Source organism: Haloferula helveola, assembly GCF_037076345.1.
Taxonomy (GTDB): domain Bacteria; phylum Verrucomicrobiota; class Verrucomicrobiia; order Verrucomicrobiales; family Akkermansiaceae; genus Haloferula; species Haloferula helveola.
The window spans coordinates 378,282-394,049 of record NZ_AP024702.1 but is presented as its reverse complement, the minus strand read 5'-3'; the positions used below and the strand labels follow the sequence as shown (position 1 = coordinate 394,049).

9 protein-coding genes are annotated in these 15,768 nt (G+C 61.9%); 8 read left to right on the top strand and 1 reads right to left on the bottom strand.

Going from position 1 to position 15,768, the window contains the following annotated elements; genetic code table 11:
* The first annotated feature begins 69 nt into the window (after positions 1 to 69).
* From HAHE_RS01190 to HAHE_RS01175, 4 genes are all read left to right on the top strand, one after another.
* Positions 70 to 1,488: a sialate O-acetylesterase gene (locus tag HAHE_RS01190; protein WP_338687829.1), complete on the top strand. Its 1,419-nt coding sequence runs from the start codon at positions 70 to 72 to the stop codon at positions 1,486 to 1,488.
* An 81-nt stretch (positions 1,489 to 1,569) separates the two neighbouring features.
* Positions 1,570 to 2,160 (top strand): LysM domain-containing protein, encoded by a 591-nt coding sequence (locus HAHE_RS01185; protein ID WP_338687827.1) that lies wholly within the window; start codon positions 1,570 to 1,572, stop codon positions 2,158 to 2,160.
* A 174-nt stretch (positions 2,161 to 2,334) separates the two neighbouring features.
* Positions 2,335 to 5,799, top strand: coding sequence for a hypothetical protein (locus HAHE_RS01180; protein WP_338687826.1), 3,465 nt, complete (start codon positions 2,335 to 2,337; stop codon positions 5,797 to 5,799).
* A gap of 14 nt (positions 5,800 to 5,813) precedes the next feature.
* Positions 5,814 to 6,482, top strand: coding sequence for a hypothetical protein (locus tag HAHE_RS01175; RefSeq protein ID WP_338687825.1), 669 nt, complete (start codon positions 5,814 to 5,816; stop codon positions 6,480 to 6,482).
* 9 nt (positions 6,483 to 6,491) lie between these two features.
* Here the strand turns inward: HAHE_RS01175 and HAHE_RS01170 are convergent, their stop codons facing one another.
* Entirely contained in the window at positions 6,492 to 7,907 is a 1,416-nt protein-coding gene (locus HAHE_RS01170) for a sulfatase-like hydrolase/transferase (protein ID WP_338687823.1), read from the bottom strand.
* A gap of 42 nt (positions 7,908 to 7,949) precedes the next feature.
* Here HAHE_RS01170 and HAHE_RS01165 point away from each other — a divergent pair, with 42 nt between their 5' ends.
* The 4 genes from HAHE_RS01165 to HAHE_RS01150 all read left to right on the top strand — a co-directional run bounded on the left by HAHE_RS01165 (position 7,950) and on the right by HAHE_RS01150 (position 15,766).
* Complete coding sequence (locus HAHE_RS01165) at positions 7,950 to 9,668, top strand: arylsulfatase (RefSeq protein ID WP_338687820.1); 1,719 nt, start codon at positions 7,950 to 7,952, stop codon at positions 9,666 to 9,668.
* 18 nt (positions 9,669 to 9,686) lie between these two features.
* A complete protein-coding gene (locus HAHE_RS01160; protein WP_338687819.1) occupies positions 9,687 to 11,162 on the top strand; it encodes an alpha/beta hydrolase fold domain-containing protein in 1,476 nt (491 codons plus the stop codon).
* Positions 11,163 to 11,366: 204 nt separating this feature from the next.
* The gene (locus HAHE_RS01155; protein WP_338687816.1) at positions 11,367 to 14,276 is read left to right on the top strand and encodes a hypothetical protein; all 2,910 of its coding nucleotides are present in this window, start codon (positions 11,367 to 11,369) and stop codon (positions 14,274 to 14,276) included.
* Positions 14,273 to 15,766: an arylsulfatase gene (locus HAHE_RS01150; RefSeq protein ID WP_338687813.1), complete on the top strand. Its 1,494-nt coding sequence runs from the start codon at positions 14,273 to 14,275 to the stop codon at positions 15,764 to 15,766. The genes HAHE_RS01155 and HAHE_RS01150 overlap by 4 nt, the downstream gene beginning before the upstream one ends.
* Positions 15,767 to 15,768: the final 2 nt, after the last annotated feature.

The window sequence follows — 15,768 nt, the reverse complement described above, 5'->3', positions numbered from 1 at the left end:
CGGAGCGGCGCAGAGTCGGTTCGCATTGGTGGACGGCGTGCGTTACTCTTCCCGACAATGAAGCATCCCATGAAACGATCCATCATCCTCGGCAGCCTCTCCCTCGCCGTCCTCTCTTCACCGGTCACGGCACAGGAAGCCGATGCGAAACCCGTGAAGGTCTACATCCTCGCCGGGCAGTCGAACATGGTGGGGATCGGTCAGGTGACGGGTGGAGGAAGCCGTTGGGGATCCGAGTTCATCGACCCGACCGTCTCGGTTTACGAAGGCGAGTATGACCCGAAGGCGGACTACGATTCGTTGAAGCCGGTCAAAGAGGTGAAGCTGGAGAAGTTCGGTGGAGTCAGTCCGACTCCCTATCCGGGCGGAGGGACGCAGGTCGTTCGCGGATCGATCGAGATGAAGGCAGCCGGTGTGTACGAGTTCCGGCCGGGCTACGGTGGCTCGACCCACAACATCATGGTGGTCGACGGTAAGGAAGTGCACCGCAAGGAGGTTGGCAAGGAGTCGGTCCACACGCCGATCAAGCTGGAGGCCGGCAAGAAGGTGCCTTTCAAGATCACCTATCTCACGGGCGATGCCGGAGGCTTGGGCTGGTACGCCCGGCTCGACATTCCCGGCACGCTTTCCACCGTGGTGAAGGAGAACGGCAAATTTCCGTTTCTCGTGGATGGCGAGGGCAACTGGACCGAGCGCAACGACGTCTGGTACAAAGGCGTGGTGACGGCCACTGCGGACAAGTGGCTGAGTGTCGGCTGCGGGGCGGGCGGCAACAACATCGGTCCCGAGCTCGGCTTCGGTCATATCGTGGGTGACTTCCACGATGAGCCGGTTCTCATCCTTAAGGCGTCGCAGGGCAATCGCTCGCTCGCTTGGGACTTCTTGCCGCCGGGCAGCGAGCGCTACGAAGTCGATGGCACGGTCTATGCCGGCTACAAGGATTCGCCGGCATCGTGGGAGAAGGGAAGCGAGCCGGAGAAGATCAACTGGTATGCGGGCAAGCAGTACGACGATTGCTTCGGTGCCGCGAAGGTGGTTCTGCAGAATTTCGACAACGAGTTTCCCCAATGGAAGGGACGTGGCTACGAGATCGCAGGCTTTGGTTGGTGGCAGGGCCACAAGGACCAGGGCAGCGAGGTTTACGCCGCGCGCTACGAGCAGAACCTCGTGCATCTGATCAAGACGCTGCGGCGCGAGTTCCAAGCTCCCGAGGCTCCGTTTGTGGTTGCGACCATCGGCTTCGGCGGTTGGGAAATGGCGGGTGATGCTGTGACCGTCGCCAATGCGCAGCTCGCGGTGAGTGGCGAGAAAGGGAAGTATCCGGAGTTCAAAGGCAACGTGAAGACGGTCGAGACGCGCGACTTCTGGCGCCCGGTCGACCAGTCGCCCAAGGCGCAGGACTTCCACTACAACCAGAATGCCGAAACCTACATGCTGGTCGGGCAGGCGATGGGCAACGGAATGCTCAGTCTGCTGCAGGGCGATTGAGAGGCATCCGGTCTGAAGTTCTCAGGTGGTATCGATTCGTCTGAATAGGGCGCGGCAGATCCTCGTCTGACCGGCCGAGTCATGAAAGTGATCGGCTGCATCTGGATCCTACTGGCGGGCATCGCGACCGCGTTTCCCGAGTCGCTTGAAACGCTGCGTCGGCAGGTTCAGGAACAGGAACGCCAGATCAAGCGTCTGGAGATCGAGAACGCCCGGCTTCGCTACATGTTGACCGAGGCGGATGAACCGAAGACGGACCCGCTGTATGGCGCCAAGGTCTCGGGCAAGCCGGCGGCGGCGAAAGGGGGCTCGGAGGGGAGGGCACACGTGGTCCGCGAAGGTGACACGCTTTCGAAGATCGCGTCCACGCACGGCGTCGAACTCGATGCGGTGCTCGAGGCGAACCGGATTCCCGACCCATCCCGGATCGCCGTAGGCCAGCGGATCGTGATGCCGGGCCCTGATGCCAGTCTGTTGCCGAAGCTCGAGCGGGCGGAGCGGCGGACCCACGTGGTCCAATCCGGCGAAAACCTCTACCGGATCTCGCTGAGGTATGGGGTGGATCTGGACGATCTGCTGGCCGCGAATCCGGCGGTCGATCCGCGACGTTTGCGAGTCGGACAGAAGATTTCGGTTCCGACAGCGGAAACAGCGCTGGCGGCAGGCCGCTGACGCGGTGGAGCGAGCCAACTCGGCCCTAGAGAAGGGTGGAAGGAGGAATTTGAGGATTGGTGCCGTCGCGAACTACCCCCACTGAGGGATGGAAAAAGTCGGGGTTGTATGACATTTTTTTCATGGCGCCGTTAACCTTTCGCGGATTGGAGGTATATTGTAACTGCAAAACCCATGAAAAAACCTGTCCGACAACTTCAGGGCGGCTTCGCCTTGATCGTCACGATTTCATTGATGCTTCTGCTGACTTTGCTGGCGGTGGGGCTTCTTTCCCTTTCTACGATTTCCCTCAGGGGATCCTCGCAGGGTTCAGCCCAGGCGGAAGCCCGGGCGAATGCCCGGATGGCCTTGGTGATGGCGATCGGCCAGCTCCAAAAACATGCGGGAGATGACCGCCGGATCACGGTCGCGGCCGATCAGTTGTCCGCTGACCGCGATGGTAGCGAAACTTCGGCTTCAATCGGGCGACGGTACTGGACGGGTGTCTATGACGCTTGGGCGGACGAGACCACCGCGCGTCCCGAGCCCAGTTTCCGGTCGTGGCTGGTCTCCGATCCGACCTTCGGGGATGAAAGTCTCGCGAGTCAGACGTCGGGCGGCGACTCCATGATCCGCTTGGTCGGGGAAAACAGTGCGGGCGAATTGGAAGAGGACTGGATCGATGCACCCCGGGTCGGGGTGAAGAAAGGGAACCGTTTGAGCGGGAACATTGCTTGGTGGACCGGGGACCAAGGGCTCAAGGCCATGTTGGCGACACCTCCGGCCGAGCCGGCGGTGAACTTGTCGGAGATTCGCGGTCGCATGCAAGCCGCGCCGAGTCACCCGGTAGACGTTGCCGAGTTGGCCGGCGGCGGGCAGCCGTTTCGGGATTTCGACCGTGCGGATCCGCGTCTGGAAGCCCTGACCGACTGGCCGCAATCGTCGCTTCTCGCGTCGGATATCGAGTCACCGAAGGGGCTCTTCCATGACCTGGCGACGCGAACCAGCGGGCTGCTGGTCGACGTCCGGCGGGGCGGCTTTCGCAGCGACCTGTCGATGAAGCTCGAGCTCGAATCGAGAAGCCGGACTCCGGAACCGCTCTTCAGGGTCAACCGCGAGACGGGAATCACTTTCGACGAACTCAAGACCTTCTACCAGCTTCCCAACGAGCTTGAGCCGATCCGGGGCACCTACACCACGGGCGGGCGCATTCCGGGCGGGACGATGGGTCTCGTGCTGGGCGCGAATCCTCGGGAATGCGAGCAGGACGAAAGCTTCCACTTCAAAATGCCCGCCCTGATCAGCCAGCAGGTTGCCTTTTCGCTCCGGACCCGGCCCCAAGGCAGCGGCCGGAACCAGGTGGACCGGCTGTATCTGGTCTTCGATCCCATCCTGACTTTCTGGAATCCTCACGATGTTCCGCTGGTGATCCCCCAGTCGGCGTGGATGTCGTTCAACTTCTTCCAGTTTCCCTACACGATCAACATCACCGCGGGCCGCCAGACCTGGGAATGCCCCCTGACGTCGTCACTGTCCGGAGTGTTCACCAACAACAACTCCGACATGAACTTCGGCGCATTGCGGGTGGGCGATGTCGAACAGCTCATCTTCAAACCCGGCGAGGTGATCAAGGTGTCGCAGACCGGAGACATGCAGGTCGAGGGCAACAGCCCGAACCGTGCGATGCAGGCTCGGAAGGGCTTCAACTACGGTGGCGGGATCGCACGGCCGATGCGGGACAAGAACGGCGCCTACATCGACCTGAACCCCCGGGACACCATCTCTTACACCATCGAGCCCAACGGCCTGACCTGCGGCAAGACCTCCCGGAGCGGATCGACGCTCTCTGGCAACAACATGCACTCGCGGCACTTCGGCATGAACTACAACGAGGCGTTTGTCGGCAGCGAGCGGCCGAATGCGGGCGGTCTCGGCTTCGGCGGCATGGTGATCGATTTCGACTTCGGCAACGAACGCGTCCAGCCCGGATCGGTCCGGCAATCGAACACGCCTGGAACCAAGCCGTCGGGTGAGCGCATCTACGCCGACCGGCGGCAGTATTCGGACGTGTTCCCGAAGTTCGGTGTGTCGGAAACTCGGCGGCTCTCGGCGGCTCAGATGCGGGCGGCCAAGGCGCCCATCATGATGTATTCCTATGATGCGAAAACCGAGAGGGACTCGCTCACGGGAAGTCGCAGCATGCTCCGGCTCAATCCGCGCGCCCACCGGATCGACTTCTACGACCTCACCGAATACGAGCGCAGGCTGAAAGGATGGGAAGTCCGTGTCGACGCCCTGAACAGCTGGGTCAACCGTCGCCTCGAAACCAGCGCCAACGGAAATGGCTTCTTCGGCGGCAGCTACGATGCGGCGGACGGCAACAGTTACGTCATTACCCATGCGATTCCACGCGAGCCGATCCATTCGATGGCCGCGCTGCAGCACTCGACCGCCAACGGCTTCCTGCTGCAGGCGCCCCAGCAAGGCTACACGGCCCTCAACGGCCGACAGCCGATGATGCCGCTGATCGCCCACGCGATCGGCAACTCGCTCGCCCCATCGGTGCTCTCACCTTACGAAACCAGCCGTCTGACCACGGGGAGCCGGCCGGTGGCGGACCATTCGTATCTCGCCAACCTCGAGCTCTGGGACAGCTGGTGCTTTTCTTCCGTCGCGCCTCAGGAGCGCAACACGTATGCCCGTCGCCGGGCGCAGCGTAATGTGGCGGACGACTTCCTCACCGGGGAGCAATCCCTGCCGGTTGCCCACTACAAGCCGAACATCGGCAATGAGGACACCGCCCGATTGCTCGCCCGCATGTTCGACCGCAACGGTCCGAAGGCCGAGGCGGTCGACCTGATGGCGTCGCTGATCCGGGTCGAGGGCATGTTCAATGTGAACTCGACTTCGGTGGAGGCATGGAGGGTCTTGCTCTCAAGCCTGCTCGATGAGGAGATCGTGACTCAGAACGATTCCGGAGACGAGCAGTCGACCCCGGCCGGCGACGGTGTGCCGGTGGCTTCCCTTGTCGTGCCGAACGATCTGATCGCGGACGGCCAGGGTGCGGTTCCCGCGCGCGATCCCGCCCAGTGGGTCGGGCGCCGGGTTCTGAGCGAGGAAGAGATCGGCGAACTGGCCGAAGCGATCGTTCGCGAAGTCCGTCGCCGCGGGCCGTTCCTTTCGCTGGCGGATTTCGTCAACCGCAGGGTCGGGTCGGACGAGGAGCTGGCGCGAGCGGGTGCTATCCAGGCGGCTCTTGATGCCGATGAGGTCTCGATCAACGAGGCCTATCGCGGAGATCGCAGTGTGGCTGCGATTGCGACGAACGGCCTTCCCTTCCCGGCAGCCGAGGAGGGCGCGACTGCGGCAGGCATTCCGGGCATCGTGAAGCAGGCGGACATCCTGACACCGATTGCTCCGATTCTGTCGGCCCGTTCCGACACCTTCGTCATCCGCGCCTACGGGGAGTCGGTCGATGAGACCGGCAAGGTGGTTGCCCGCGCATGGTGTGAGGCGCTGGTCGAGCGCGGCAGGGACTACGTGACCGGACAGAGTGATCCGGATGTTCGGCCGGACCAATTGAGGGAAGCCGTCGACGAGGAGTTCGGCCGTCGATTTTATCTCAGGTCGTTCCGTTGGTTGACCCCGGCCGAGGTCTGAGCAAAAGCTGCTTCATGAGATTGCTTACGAAGACCTTTGCGGTCGCGACCACGTGTCTGGCGACTGCTTGGGCGGCGCCGGGGAAGGTGACGGTGCGCTACGTCGCCCAGACCGCGCCGAAGGATCTCGGAATGCTGGTGATGGCCGCCGCCGAGGGAGAACGGAGCGAGGCCTTCGATTTACCCCTCAACAACCTTTCCGAGCCACTGGAGGCCCCGGCGAGAAGCTTCCAACTCCAGACGCAGGAGAAGTCAGTCAAACTCGCCGGAGTCGCGCTGCCGGAGGACGGCAAAGCGTTCATCATCCTTTTGGTTCCGGCCAAGAAGGCGGGCTTCGAGCCGGTGGTCATTCCCGACGAAAGCGATTCCTTCCGGCCGGGCGATTTTTATCTCCACAACGTCTCCAGTCTGCCGATCGGAGGCAAGGTGGGCACTACCGAACTCCTGATTCCGAGTCGGACCGGTAAGGTGGTTCGTCCGAAGGGCGCTCGGGAGAACCGCTTCTACGACGTGATGATCGGCGTGAAGGAGAAAACCGGCTCAAGGCTGATCACGAGCTCGCGATGGCCGCTCAACGAGCAGAACCGGACCTATGTGTTCTTCTTCGACAATCCGACACGCGGAGATGTCGACTTCCGGGCCGTCGATGAGTTTGTTCCCCCGAAGGAAAAGGCCAAGCCGTAGGCCGTCGGTTCAGTCGACGAGATCCATCCAGTCGGGATAGGTTGGGCGGTCTTTGGTATTGCGCTGACCGTCGCCTTTCGGCGCAGGAGGGCACTTGTCGAGAACCGACTGAAGTTCGGTGCGCTGCTTCGCTCCGGTATCGCTTTTCGACAGGTCGTTCGTCTCCCGCAAGTCGTTCGGTACCTCGAAGAACCGGCCGTCGCGGTAGAGTTTGAACCGCTGGTCGCGGACGAACTGCCCGGGCTTTTTGCCCCAGTACGGCTGATAGTGGCAAAGCACCCACTGGCGCGGGTTGCCGGGCTCGCCGCGGAGGCGGGGAAGAAAACTCCGTCCGTCAACCGGATCGTTTCCCCCCGGTTTCATCCCCGCCGCCTCCAGCAGCGTCGGATAGAAGTCGGTGAATTCGATGGGGTCGGGATACACCGCACCTTTCGGAGCCGTGCCGGGCCATGAAGCGACGAACGGGACATGCGTGCCCATGTCGGTCATCCCGCCTTTGCCTCCGGTGATGTCCATTCCGTTCCACCGCGAGGTGATGCGGGTGTGGGTGCCGTTGTCGGCGGTGAACATCAGGATCGTGTTCTCCGCGAGGCCGAGTTCGCGAAGCTTGGCGTCGATACGGCCGACGATCTTGTCGGCGTATTCGACCATTGCCACGAAGTTTTCCTTCTGCGCCGCCGCTCCCTTCGGTTCCTTGTTCGCGGCGTGGGTTCGGGGCGCGTCGCCGATCGTGTCCGGAGTCGGAACGAAGGGATCGTGGACCAGCACCATCGGGTAGTAAGCGAAGAACGGCTGTTCCCGGTTGCGCTCGATGAAGTCGCAAAGAAAGTCGCAGAGCAGGTCGGGCCCGTACTTGCCCTGGTTCTCCTCCATCGTGACGAACCTGCCGTTGTGCTCGAGGGGCGGACTCCAGAATCGTTCGCCGCCCTTGCCACCACCTTTGCCGGTCGTGACCTGCCACAGCATCCACTCGTCGAAGCCGGCCTTGCCCGGGCGCATCGGATCATCGTGACCCGGAAGCTTGTTGTAGAGTCCGTTGAGCTGCCACTTGCCGGCGATGGCGGTCTTGTATCCGGCCTCTTTCATGAGGTGGCCGAAGGTCCTGTCCGCAGGATTCAGGTATCCGAAGTGGGTGTAGTTCCGGAAGTTGTACTGCCCCGTCATCAGCTTGACCCGGCTCGGCGTGCAGATGGGTGTGGAGTAGCAGTGCTCGAAACGGATGCCCTCACTCGCGAGACGGTCGATGTTCGGTGTCCGGTAGTCCTTGGCGCCATAGCACCCGAATGCCTCCCAGCTGACATCGTCCGCCATGATCAGGATGATGTTCGGCTTTTCGCCCGGCGGTCGGGCGGCGTTCGCGAAGCTTGAGACGAAGGCGAGCGCGAGACAGGCGAGGCGGGACGTTCTGAGGCGGAGCAGGGACATCGGGGCTGAAAGAATGGTGTCGGAGACGGGCGTTTTGGTGTCGTGATCGAACTCATCTCAAACGTCCGGAGAAAGGGCGAACTATCGTCACGGTTGGCAGGATTGGCCGCCGTCTTTGGCCTGCTTTCTCTCCCGGTGGCGCTGGCCGTGGAAACGGCACCACGCCCGAACATCATCGTGATCATGTCGGACGACATGGGCTACTCGGACCTCGGATGCTACGGGAGCGAGATTTCCACGCCGACCCTCGACCGGCTCGCTGCCGGTGGCTTGCGATACACACAGTTCTACAACACCGGACGCTGCTGTCCGACCCGTGCGTCCCTTCTCACGGGGCTGTATGCCCACCAGGCCGGCATCGGTCAGATGACCAACGACGGAGGTCAGCCTGGCTACAAGGGGGATCTCGGTCGCGATGCGGTGACGATGGCGGAGGTGCTCAAGGCGGCCGGCTACCGGACCTACATGGCGGGCAAGTGGCACGTGACCAAGCAGCTCAAGCCCGACGGGGACAAATCGAACTGGCCGCTCCAGAGGGGTTTCGACCGCTTCTACGGGACGATCATCGGTGCGGGCAGTCTTTTCGATCCGTGGACCCTGACCCGGGGCGAGAAGGCGATCACGCCGGACAACGACGAAGAATATCAACCCGGGCAGTACTACTACACCGATGCGATCAGTGACTACGCCTCGCGCTACGTGAAGGAGCACGCCGAGACATCGAAGGAGGATCCGTTTTTCCTCTACGTCGCTTTCACGGCAGCGCATTGGCCGATGCACGCGCTCGACAAGGACATCGCCAAGTACAAGGGGAAGTATGACGGCGGCTACGAGCCGATCCGCAAGGCGCGCTACGAACGGATGAAGGAACTCGGGGTGATCAAGGACTGGAAGCTCAGTCCGGCTCCACAGTCCTGGAAGAGCTTTCCGGACGAGCATAAGGCATGGGAGGCACGCTGCATGGAAGTCTATGCCGCGATGGTCGACAGCATGGATCAGGGGATCGGGCGCCTTGTGAAAACCCTCGAGGAGACCGGGCAGCTCGAGAACACTCTCATTCTCTTTTTGCAAGACAACGGAGGTTGCCACGAGGCGATGGGCCGGAAACCGCGGAAGAATCCCGCGAAAGGAGTTGAGCCGATGGGCAAGGACGAGCTTCAGACGGCGATGATTCCAGCCAGCAGTCGTGCCGGTCGCCCGGTTCTGATGGGGCCGGACGTCATGCCGGGGCCGTCGGAAACCTACATCGGCTACGGCCGGAACTGGGCGAACGTCTCCAACACGCCGTTCCGGGAGTACAAGTCGCACAACCACGAGGGAGGGGTATCCACTCCACTGATCGCCCATTGGCCCAAGGGGATATCGGCGAAGAATGAGCTGAGGCAGCGACCGGGTCACCTGATCGACATCATGGCGACTTGCGTCGAGCTCTCGGGCGCGACTTATCCGAAGGAGTTCGCGGGTCAGGAAATCCAGCCGATGGAAGGCAGAAGCTTGGTGGCGAGTTTTTCGAAGGATGAGGACCCCGACCGCGTCCTGCTTTTCGAGCACTACGGCAAGGCGGCGATCCGCAAGGGGAAGTGGAAGCTCGTCCGGCTGGGCTACAAGAAGCCGTGGGAGCTCTACGACATCCACAACGACCGAACCGAGCTGAACGATCTTTCCGAGACGAAGCCGGAACTGGCCAAGGAACTTGCCGGTCTGTGGGAAAAGCAGGCCAACAGGACGCGCGTTTACCCTTTGCCGAAGGGTAAGAAGTAACGAAGCTCACGCGCTATCATGAGACTGGTTTCGAGAATACTCCGCTACGTCCTGCCTGCCATCGCTGTGGCGGTTCTGCCGCTTGCCGTTGCGGCGGAGACGGGTCTGCCGAAAGTCCTGCTGATCGGCGATTCGATCTCAGGAGGGTATCAGAAGGAGGTGAAGCGTCTGCTCGATGGCAAGGCGGTGGTGGTGAAGAACGAGGGCAACGCCCAGTACACCGGGACCGGGGTGAAGAAGATCGAACAGTGGCTCGGCGACGGCGACTGGGACGTCATCCATTTCAACTGGGGACTGTGGGACATGTACGGCTGGGAGTTCGCCAATGAGGATCGCAGTCCGCAGGCCTATGCCGAACGTCTGGAGAAGTTGGTGACCCGTTTGGAGAAGACCGGCGCGACTTTGATCTGGGCGACGACGACGCCGGCGTGCCCGGAGCCGGAAGTCACCATGAAGAATCGCTTTAAGACGGAAGTGAAGATCTCGCCCGATCTGGAGAAGCGGTATCTCGATGCGGCGGGCGGCGTGATGAAGAAGCATGGTGTCAGGATCAACGACCTGCACTCGCTGATCCGTCCGGACTTGGAAAAGTATGCCACCGGGCCGGACAACGTCCACTTCACTGGCGCAGGCTATGGTGTGCTGGCCCGCCAGGTCGTGGCAGAGATCGAGAAGGCGATTGCCGGATCGGAACCGCGCAAGGTCCGCAGCTTCGCGTCGATGCAGAAGGAGCTGCAGCCGAGCAAGATCATCCCTTACAAGACGGTCGGAGATCGGGAGCTGACCCTGCATCTCTTCCATCCCGACGGGTTCAAGCCGGGCGACCGTCGGCCGGCCTATGTGGTGATCCACGGTGGCGGATGGGTCGGTGGTGATCCACGAAGGTTTTATCCCTACGCCCAGAGTCTGGTGCCCGAGGGATACGTCGGAATCAGCGTCGAGTATCGTCTGGCGAAGCCGGGCACGGGCGTGACGGTATTCGACTGTGTGAAGGACGGACGGGCGGCGATCCGATATATCCGGGCCCACGCGGCCGAGCTCGGGATCGATCCGAAAAAGATCGGCGTCGGCGGCGGATCCGCTGGCGGGCATGTCGCCCTCGGGACCGCACTGTTCGATGACTTCGACCATGCCGACGAGGACCTGTCGGTGTCGTGTCGGCCCGATGCGCTGGTGCTGCTCTTCGCGGTGCTCGATACCTCATCGAAGGGCTACGGAAATGCCCGGGTCGGAAAGGACTGGAAATCGATCTCTCCACTGCACCGGATCCGCTCCGGGATGCCGCCCACGCTGGTTTTCCATGGCGACCGCGACAACGTGGCGCCGGAGCCGATCCTCATGGAGTTCGTGAAGCGAATGAAGGACGAGGGCAACGTCTGTGAGTTGGTGCTGGAGAAGGGTGGCAGGCACGGGCACATCAACAACGATATGGGCCTTTTCGATGACGCGGCAGCGAGGACCCTGAAGTTCTTCCGCAGTCACGGACTTAAGTGAATCGGGTGTCGTCGAGGGGCTGACTTGGCGGCAGTCTTCGTTGGCGCAAATCGGAGAGAAGAATCCGCAAATCCGTCAGGCGGGAACGTCGATCCGTGAAAGCCCGGATGCGGCCGGGTGGTAGCCGTTGCCGAAGCGTCGTCCGCGTCATTCGGGCTTTCTCCCGGAGCGATCCCCCCGGGCGGCGACCCATTTTCAAAATCCATGACCACATCCCTTCGACTCGTCTTCGCGTGGGTCCTCTCGGTTCCGTTTGCGGCTGTTGCCGATGAATCCCCGAAACCTCCTCCGGCCGTCGAGTTGGGGGCTCCGTTCACCCATCAGGCCGTGTTGCAACGCGACATGAAACTGCCGGTCTGGGGCTGGGCGAAGCCCGGTGTGAAAGTCGAGGTCTCGTTTGCCGGGCAAAAGAAGCAGGCAACCGCGGGGAAGGACGGCAAGTGGATGCTCGAACTTGATCCGCTCGAGGCCAGCTCGGAGCCACGGGACATGGTCATCACCGAGAGCACGGGGGATTCCCGCACGTTGCAACAGGTGCTCGTCGGGGAAGTCTGGATGGCGTCGGGACAATCGAACATGCAGTGGGTCGCATCGAAGTGCGATGTCGGCCGCGTGCTGATGGCCCAAATCGCCGAGCGGGTGGCCGCCGGCGAGGAAAAGGAACCGCTCATCCGTGAGACGAAAGTGACCGACTACTTCGCGTGCCTGCACCCGATCGAGCACGCGACGGGTGAATGGCGCCCGGCCGACGGCGACTCGAGTGCGATTGCTTATGCTTTCGCCTACGAACTGCATCGTGAACTCGGTGTGCCGGTGGGCATCTTGAACTGCTCGTTCAGCCAGACCGCGATCCAGGCGTGGACTCCACGGGACGGGTTCGCCGGTGCAGATGACGAGTACACGCATGCGATCCGCCGGAAGGTCATGGAGACCGATCCGACGTCAGCAGAGCACCGGAAAGCATGGGATGCCTTCTATCACTCGATCGAGGACACCCTTGCCGAGAATGCCAAGCGAGTGGCGAAGGGAGAGGAAGCGGAAGGGATTTCGATCAAGACCCCCGGGAACATGGCCGGCAACCGTGACGCCACCTGGCTTTTCAATGCCCGTCTGAATCCGATGATTCCCTACGCGATCCGCGGGGCGATCTGGAACCAGGGTTACGCCAACATGAGCGAGGGACTGGTTTACTACCACAACCTCCACAGCATGATCCGGGGCTGGCGCGGGTCGTGGGAGCGACCGGAGCTCCCGGTCTACTTCCATCAGTTCTATTGCCCGGGGCAGAAGGGCGAGTGGGACAACAGCCCGAGCATCGATGGTCCCGCCGAGATGCGTCTCGGAACCTGGATGGCCCGCGATATTCCGAATACCGGAATGGCCAGCCAGATCGACATCACCGGCGCGATCCACTACTCGAACAAGACCCTCCCCGGGCAGCGTCTGGCGCTCCACGCCCTCAGGAACCAGTATGGCAAGGATGTCGCCGCCGACGGCCCGATGTTCGAGTCCTACAAGGTCGAGGGCAACAAGGTCATCGTGACGCTGGCGAATGCCGACGACGGCCTTGTGGTCGGGGAGACCGCCACCAACAGCAAGGATGGTCTGGCGATCCCGACCGTGATTCCTGACGGAGCGAAGCAGGTGAAACTGTTCTACGTTGCTGACGAGAATCGCGTCTGGCATCCGGCGGAGATCGAGATCGACGGCAACAAGGTGATCGTCACCTCCGCGGCCGTGAATTCCCCGAAGGGCGTTTCTTATGGCACCGGGGGAGTGGGTCCGCAGCCCAACCTCTACAACCGCGCGATGCTGCCGACGACCCCGTTCATCCAGTTCGAAGGCAAGCAGGTCACCAGCGACATGTGGCCTGATGAGAAATTGAAGATCGCGGGTGAAACGATCGACCCGAGCACCGTCGGCAAGAGCTACGAATATCGGAAGATGCCTCTTCTTAGCACCCAGTTCCGCGACAATGCCGTGCTGCAGGCCGGCGTGCCCGTGACGATCTGGGGCTCGGCGGTGCATGACTGGGGCTACGAAGCCGAGGGCGAGGCGGTCGTTCAGTTCAGCTTCGCGGGCGTCGAGAAGACGATCCCGGTGACCAAGGGAATGAAGGAGTGGAAGGTCGTGATGCCGGCGATGGAAGCCAGTGCCGAGCCGAAGACGCTGAAGGTGACTTTCACCATCGACGGCGAGCTCGCCCACGAGCGCGTCTGTGAAAACGTGGTCTTCGGTGATGTGTTCTACGTCGCCGCTCCGCCGCTGGCTGCGAAGTTGGATGCGCCGAAGTCCGGCTCCGGGCTCGTGCGTATGATGACCCGCAAGGCAAAGCGCTTCACTTTTGACAGGCCGAGCCGCTTCAGTGTCTGTGTCTCGACCACGCCGGAGAACCGCTTCGCCTGCGTTTGGGAAAACGCCGACGGATTCGCCGCAGCGCTCGGGCAGAAGGTCGCCAGCAAGACCGGCAAGCCGGTCGGGGTCATTTTCATGCAGACCGGTATGGAGGGCGGCAAGGGCAAGGAGGCGGAGAACCCGATCGAGCTCAAGAGCTGGATGAACCCCGAGGATCTCAAGATGGCTCCCAGTCTGATGGAGGACTACAAGGATCTCGCCGCCGTGCGACCGGGCAACGAGTACTACGACGCCAATGCCCGACGCTACATCGACGCATGGAAGTCCTACTGGAACGAATACGTTCCGGAAATGATCGCGACCAAAATGGTGCCCGACGGTGTGCCGTGGGGAACCTATCCCATGCTTGCCTCGGAGGTCACGAGCGAGGCATCCGAGGCCTACAATGCCCTCGTCCATTCGTTCACGCCGGGCGCCTTCAAAGGCATCATCTTCCTCAGCAGCGAGAAGATGGTCGAGGCGGACGAAGGAGCGAACTACGGGTCCGAGCTGTCCGCTCTGGGCAACTCCTTCAAGAAGCGCTTCGGTGGTGGCGACCCGCACTTCTTCTACACCATCCCGAGCGCTGAGCTGGCTGCGAAGATCACGGGGCCGGAGTCGATCGAGGGCATGAGCCACGGGGTTGTCGTGGGTGCTTGGGATGACGCGGTCGCGCTCGAAAAGTTGATCGATGCGGTGGTGGCGGACGTTTCACCATGAAAGCCACACCGATGACCCGATTCCCGATTCTTCTCTCCTTGCTGCTCATCCTTCCTTCGTTCGCGAAGGAAGGACCCAAGCCGAACATCGTGCTGGTGATGACCGACGACCAAGGCTACGGCCCGGTCGGGCGCCACGGCCACCCGTGGATCCGCACGCCGAATCTGGACGCTCTCTACGACAAGAGCACGCGCTTCACCCGCTTCTTTGTCAGTCCGACCTGCGCGCCGACCCGCTCGGCGATCATGACTGGCCGTCACCCGATGAAGAACGGGGTGACGCACACGATTCTCGAAAGGGAGCGTATGACGCTCGATGCGACCACGCTGCCCGAGGTTCTGAAGACGGCGGGCTACACCACCGGGATTTTCGGCAAGTGGCACCTTGGTGATGAAGAGGAATACCAGCCGAGGAACCGTGGCTTCGATGAGGAGTTCATCCACGGTGGGGGAGGAATCGGGCAAAGCTACAACTGCTCCTGCGCGGATGCGCCGGGAAACAAGTACTTCGATCCGGTGCTGCGTCACAACGGCAGATTCGTGAAGACCAAGGGCTACTGCACCGACCTGTTCTTCACGGCGGCGATTGGCTGGATGAAAGAGCAGGCGGATGCGGAAAAGCCGTTCTTCGCCTACATCTCGACCAATGCGCCTCACGGTCCGTTCATCGCTCCGCCGGAGGACGAGAAGTATTTCCAGGATCTCGGCTTCGGTAAGGCACAGGCGGGGTTCTACGGCATGATTGAGAACATCGACGTCAACATGGGCCGGATGATGAAGCGCCTGGAGGAGTGGAAGCTGCTTGATGACACGGTGGTGATCTTCATGTCCGACAACGGGATGACCGGCGGTGGATCGGGGAATCCGAAGAAGCCGCTCGGCAAGCTGCCGGACGGCACCCCGATGGAGTTCTACAACGCGGGGATGAAGGGGCTGAAAAATTCAACGGAAGAGGGGGGAGTGCGGGTGCCGTTTTTCGTGCGCTGGGACGGTCACTACGAGGCGGGTCGGGACATCGGAACGATCGCCGCCCACCTCGACATCCTACCGACCTTGGCGGAGCTTGCGGGCGCGAAGGTCCCGGAGAAGCAGGTGGAGGGCCGCAGCTTGCTGCCTTTGTTGAAGGATCCTGACGCGACGTGGGAGGACCGAATGTTCTTCAACCACATCGGACGCTGGCCGACCGGTGCCGACGTCGAGAAGTTCAAGTGGAAGTCGTTCGCGGTTCGCAACCAGCGTTTCCGGATGGTCGGAAAGGATCAGCTCTACGATATGGAGAAGGATCCTGCGCAGACCACCAACGTGATTTCCGAACACCCGGAAGTCGCCGTGCGGATGGCCGCCGCCTACGAGGATTTCTGGAAGGAGGCAGTGCCACTGATGGTCAACGAGAAGGTGCCGATGTCGAAGACGCGCCCTTTCCACGAAGACTACCGGAAACAGGAACAGGAGGGCGGAATTCCGATGTGGGAACCGGCGTCCATCCGATGAGG

Bases quoted from the DNA above. Each gene is read 5' to 3' on its own strand.
- HAHE_RS01190 (WP_338687829.1), top strand. From the start codon at position 70: ATGAAACGATCCATCATCCTCGGCAGCCTCTCCCTCGCCGTCCTCTCT.
- HAHE_RS01185 (WP_338687827.1), top strand. From the start codon at position 1,570: ATGAAAGTGATCGGCTGCATCTGGATCCTACTGGCGGGCATCGCGACC.
- HAHE_RS01180 (WP_338687826.1), top strand. From the start codon at position 2,335: ATGAAAAAACCTGTCCGACAACTTCAGGGCGGCTTCGCCTTGATCGTC.
- HAHE_RS01175 (WP_338687825.1), top strand. From the start codon at position 5,814: ATGAGATTGCTTACGAAGACCTTTGCGGTCGCGACCACGTGTCTGGCG.
- HAHE_RS01170 (WP_338687823.1), bottom strand. From the start codon at position 7,907: ATGTCCCTGCTCCGCCTCAGAACGTCCCGCCTCGCCTGTCTCGCGCTC.
- HAHE_RS01160 (WP_338687819.1), top strand. From the start codon at position 9,687: ATGAGACTGGTTTCGAGAATACTCCGCTACGTCCTGCCTGCCATCGCT.
- HAHE_RS01155 (WP_338687816.1), top strand. From the start codon at position 11,367: ATGACCACATCCCTTCGACTCGTCTTCGCGTGGGTCCTCTCGGTTCCG.
- HAHE_RS01150 (WP_338687813.1), top strand. From the start codon at position 14,273: ATGAAAGCCACACCGATGACCCGATTCCCGATTCTTCTCTCCTTGCTG.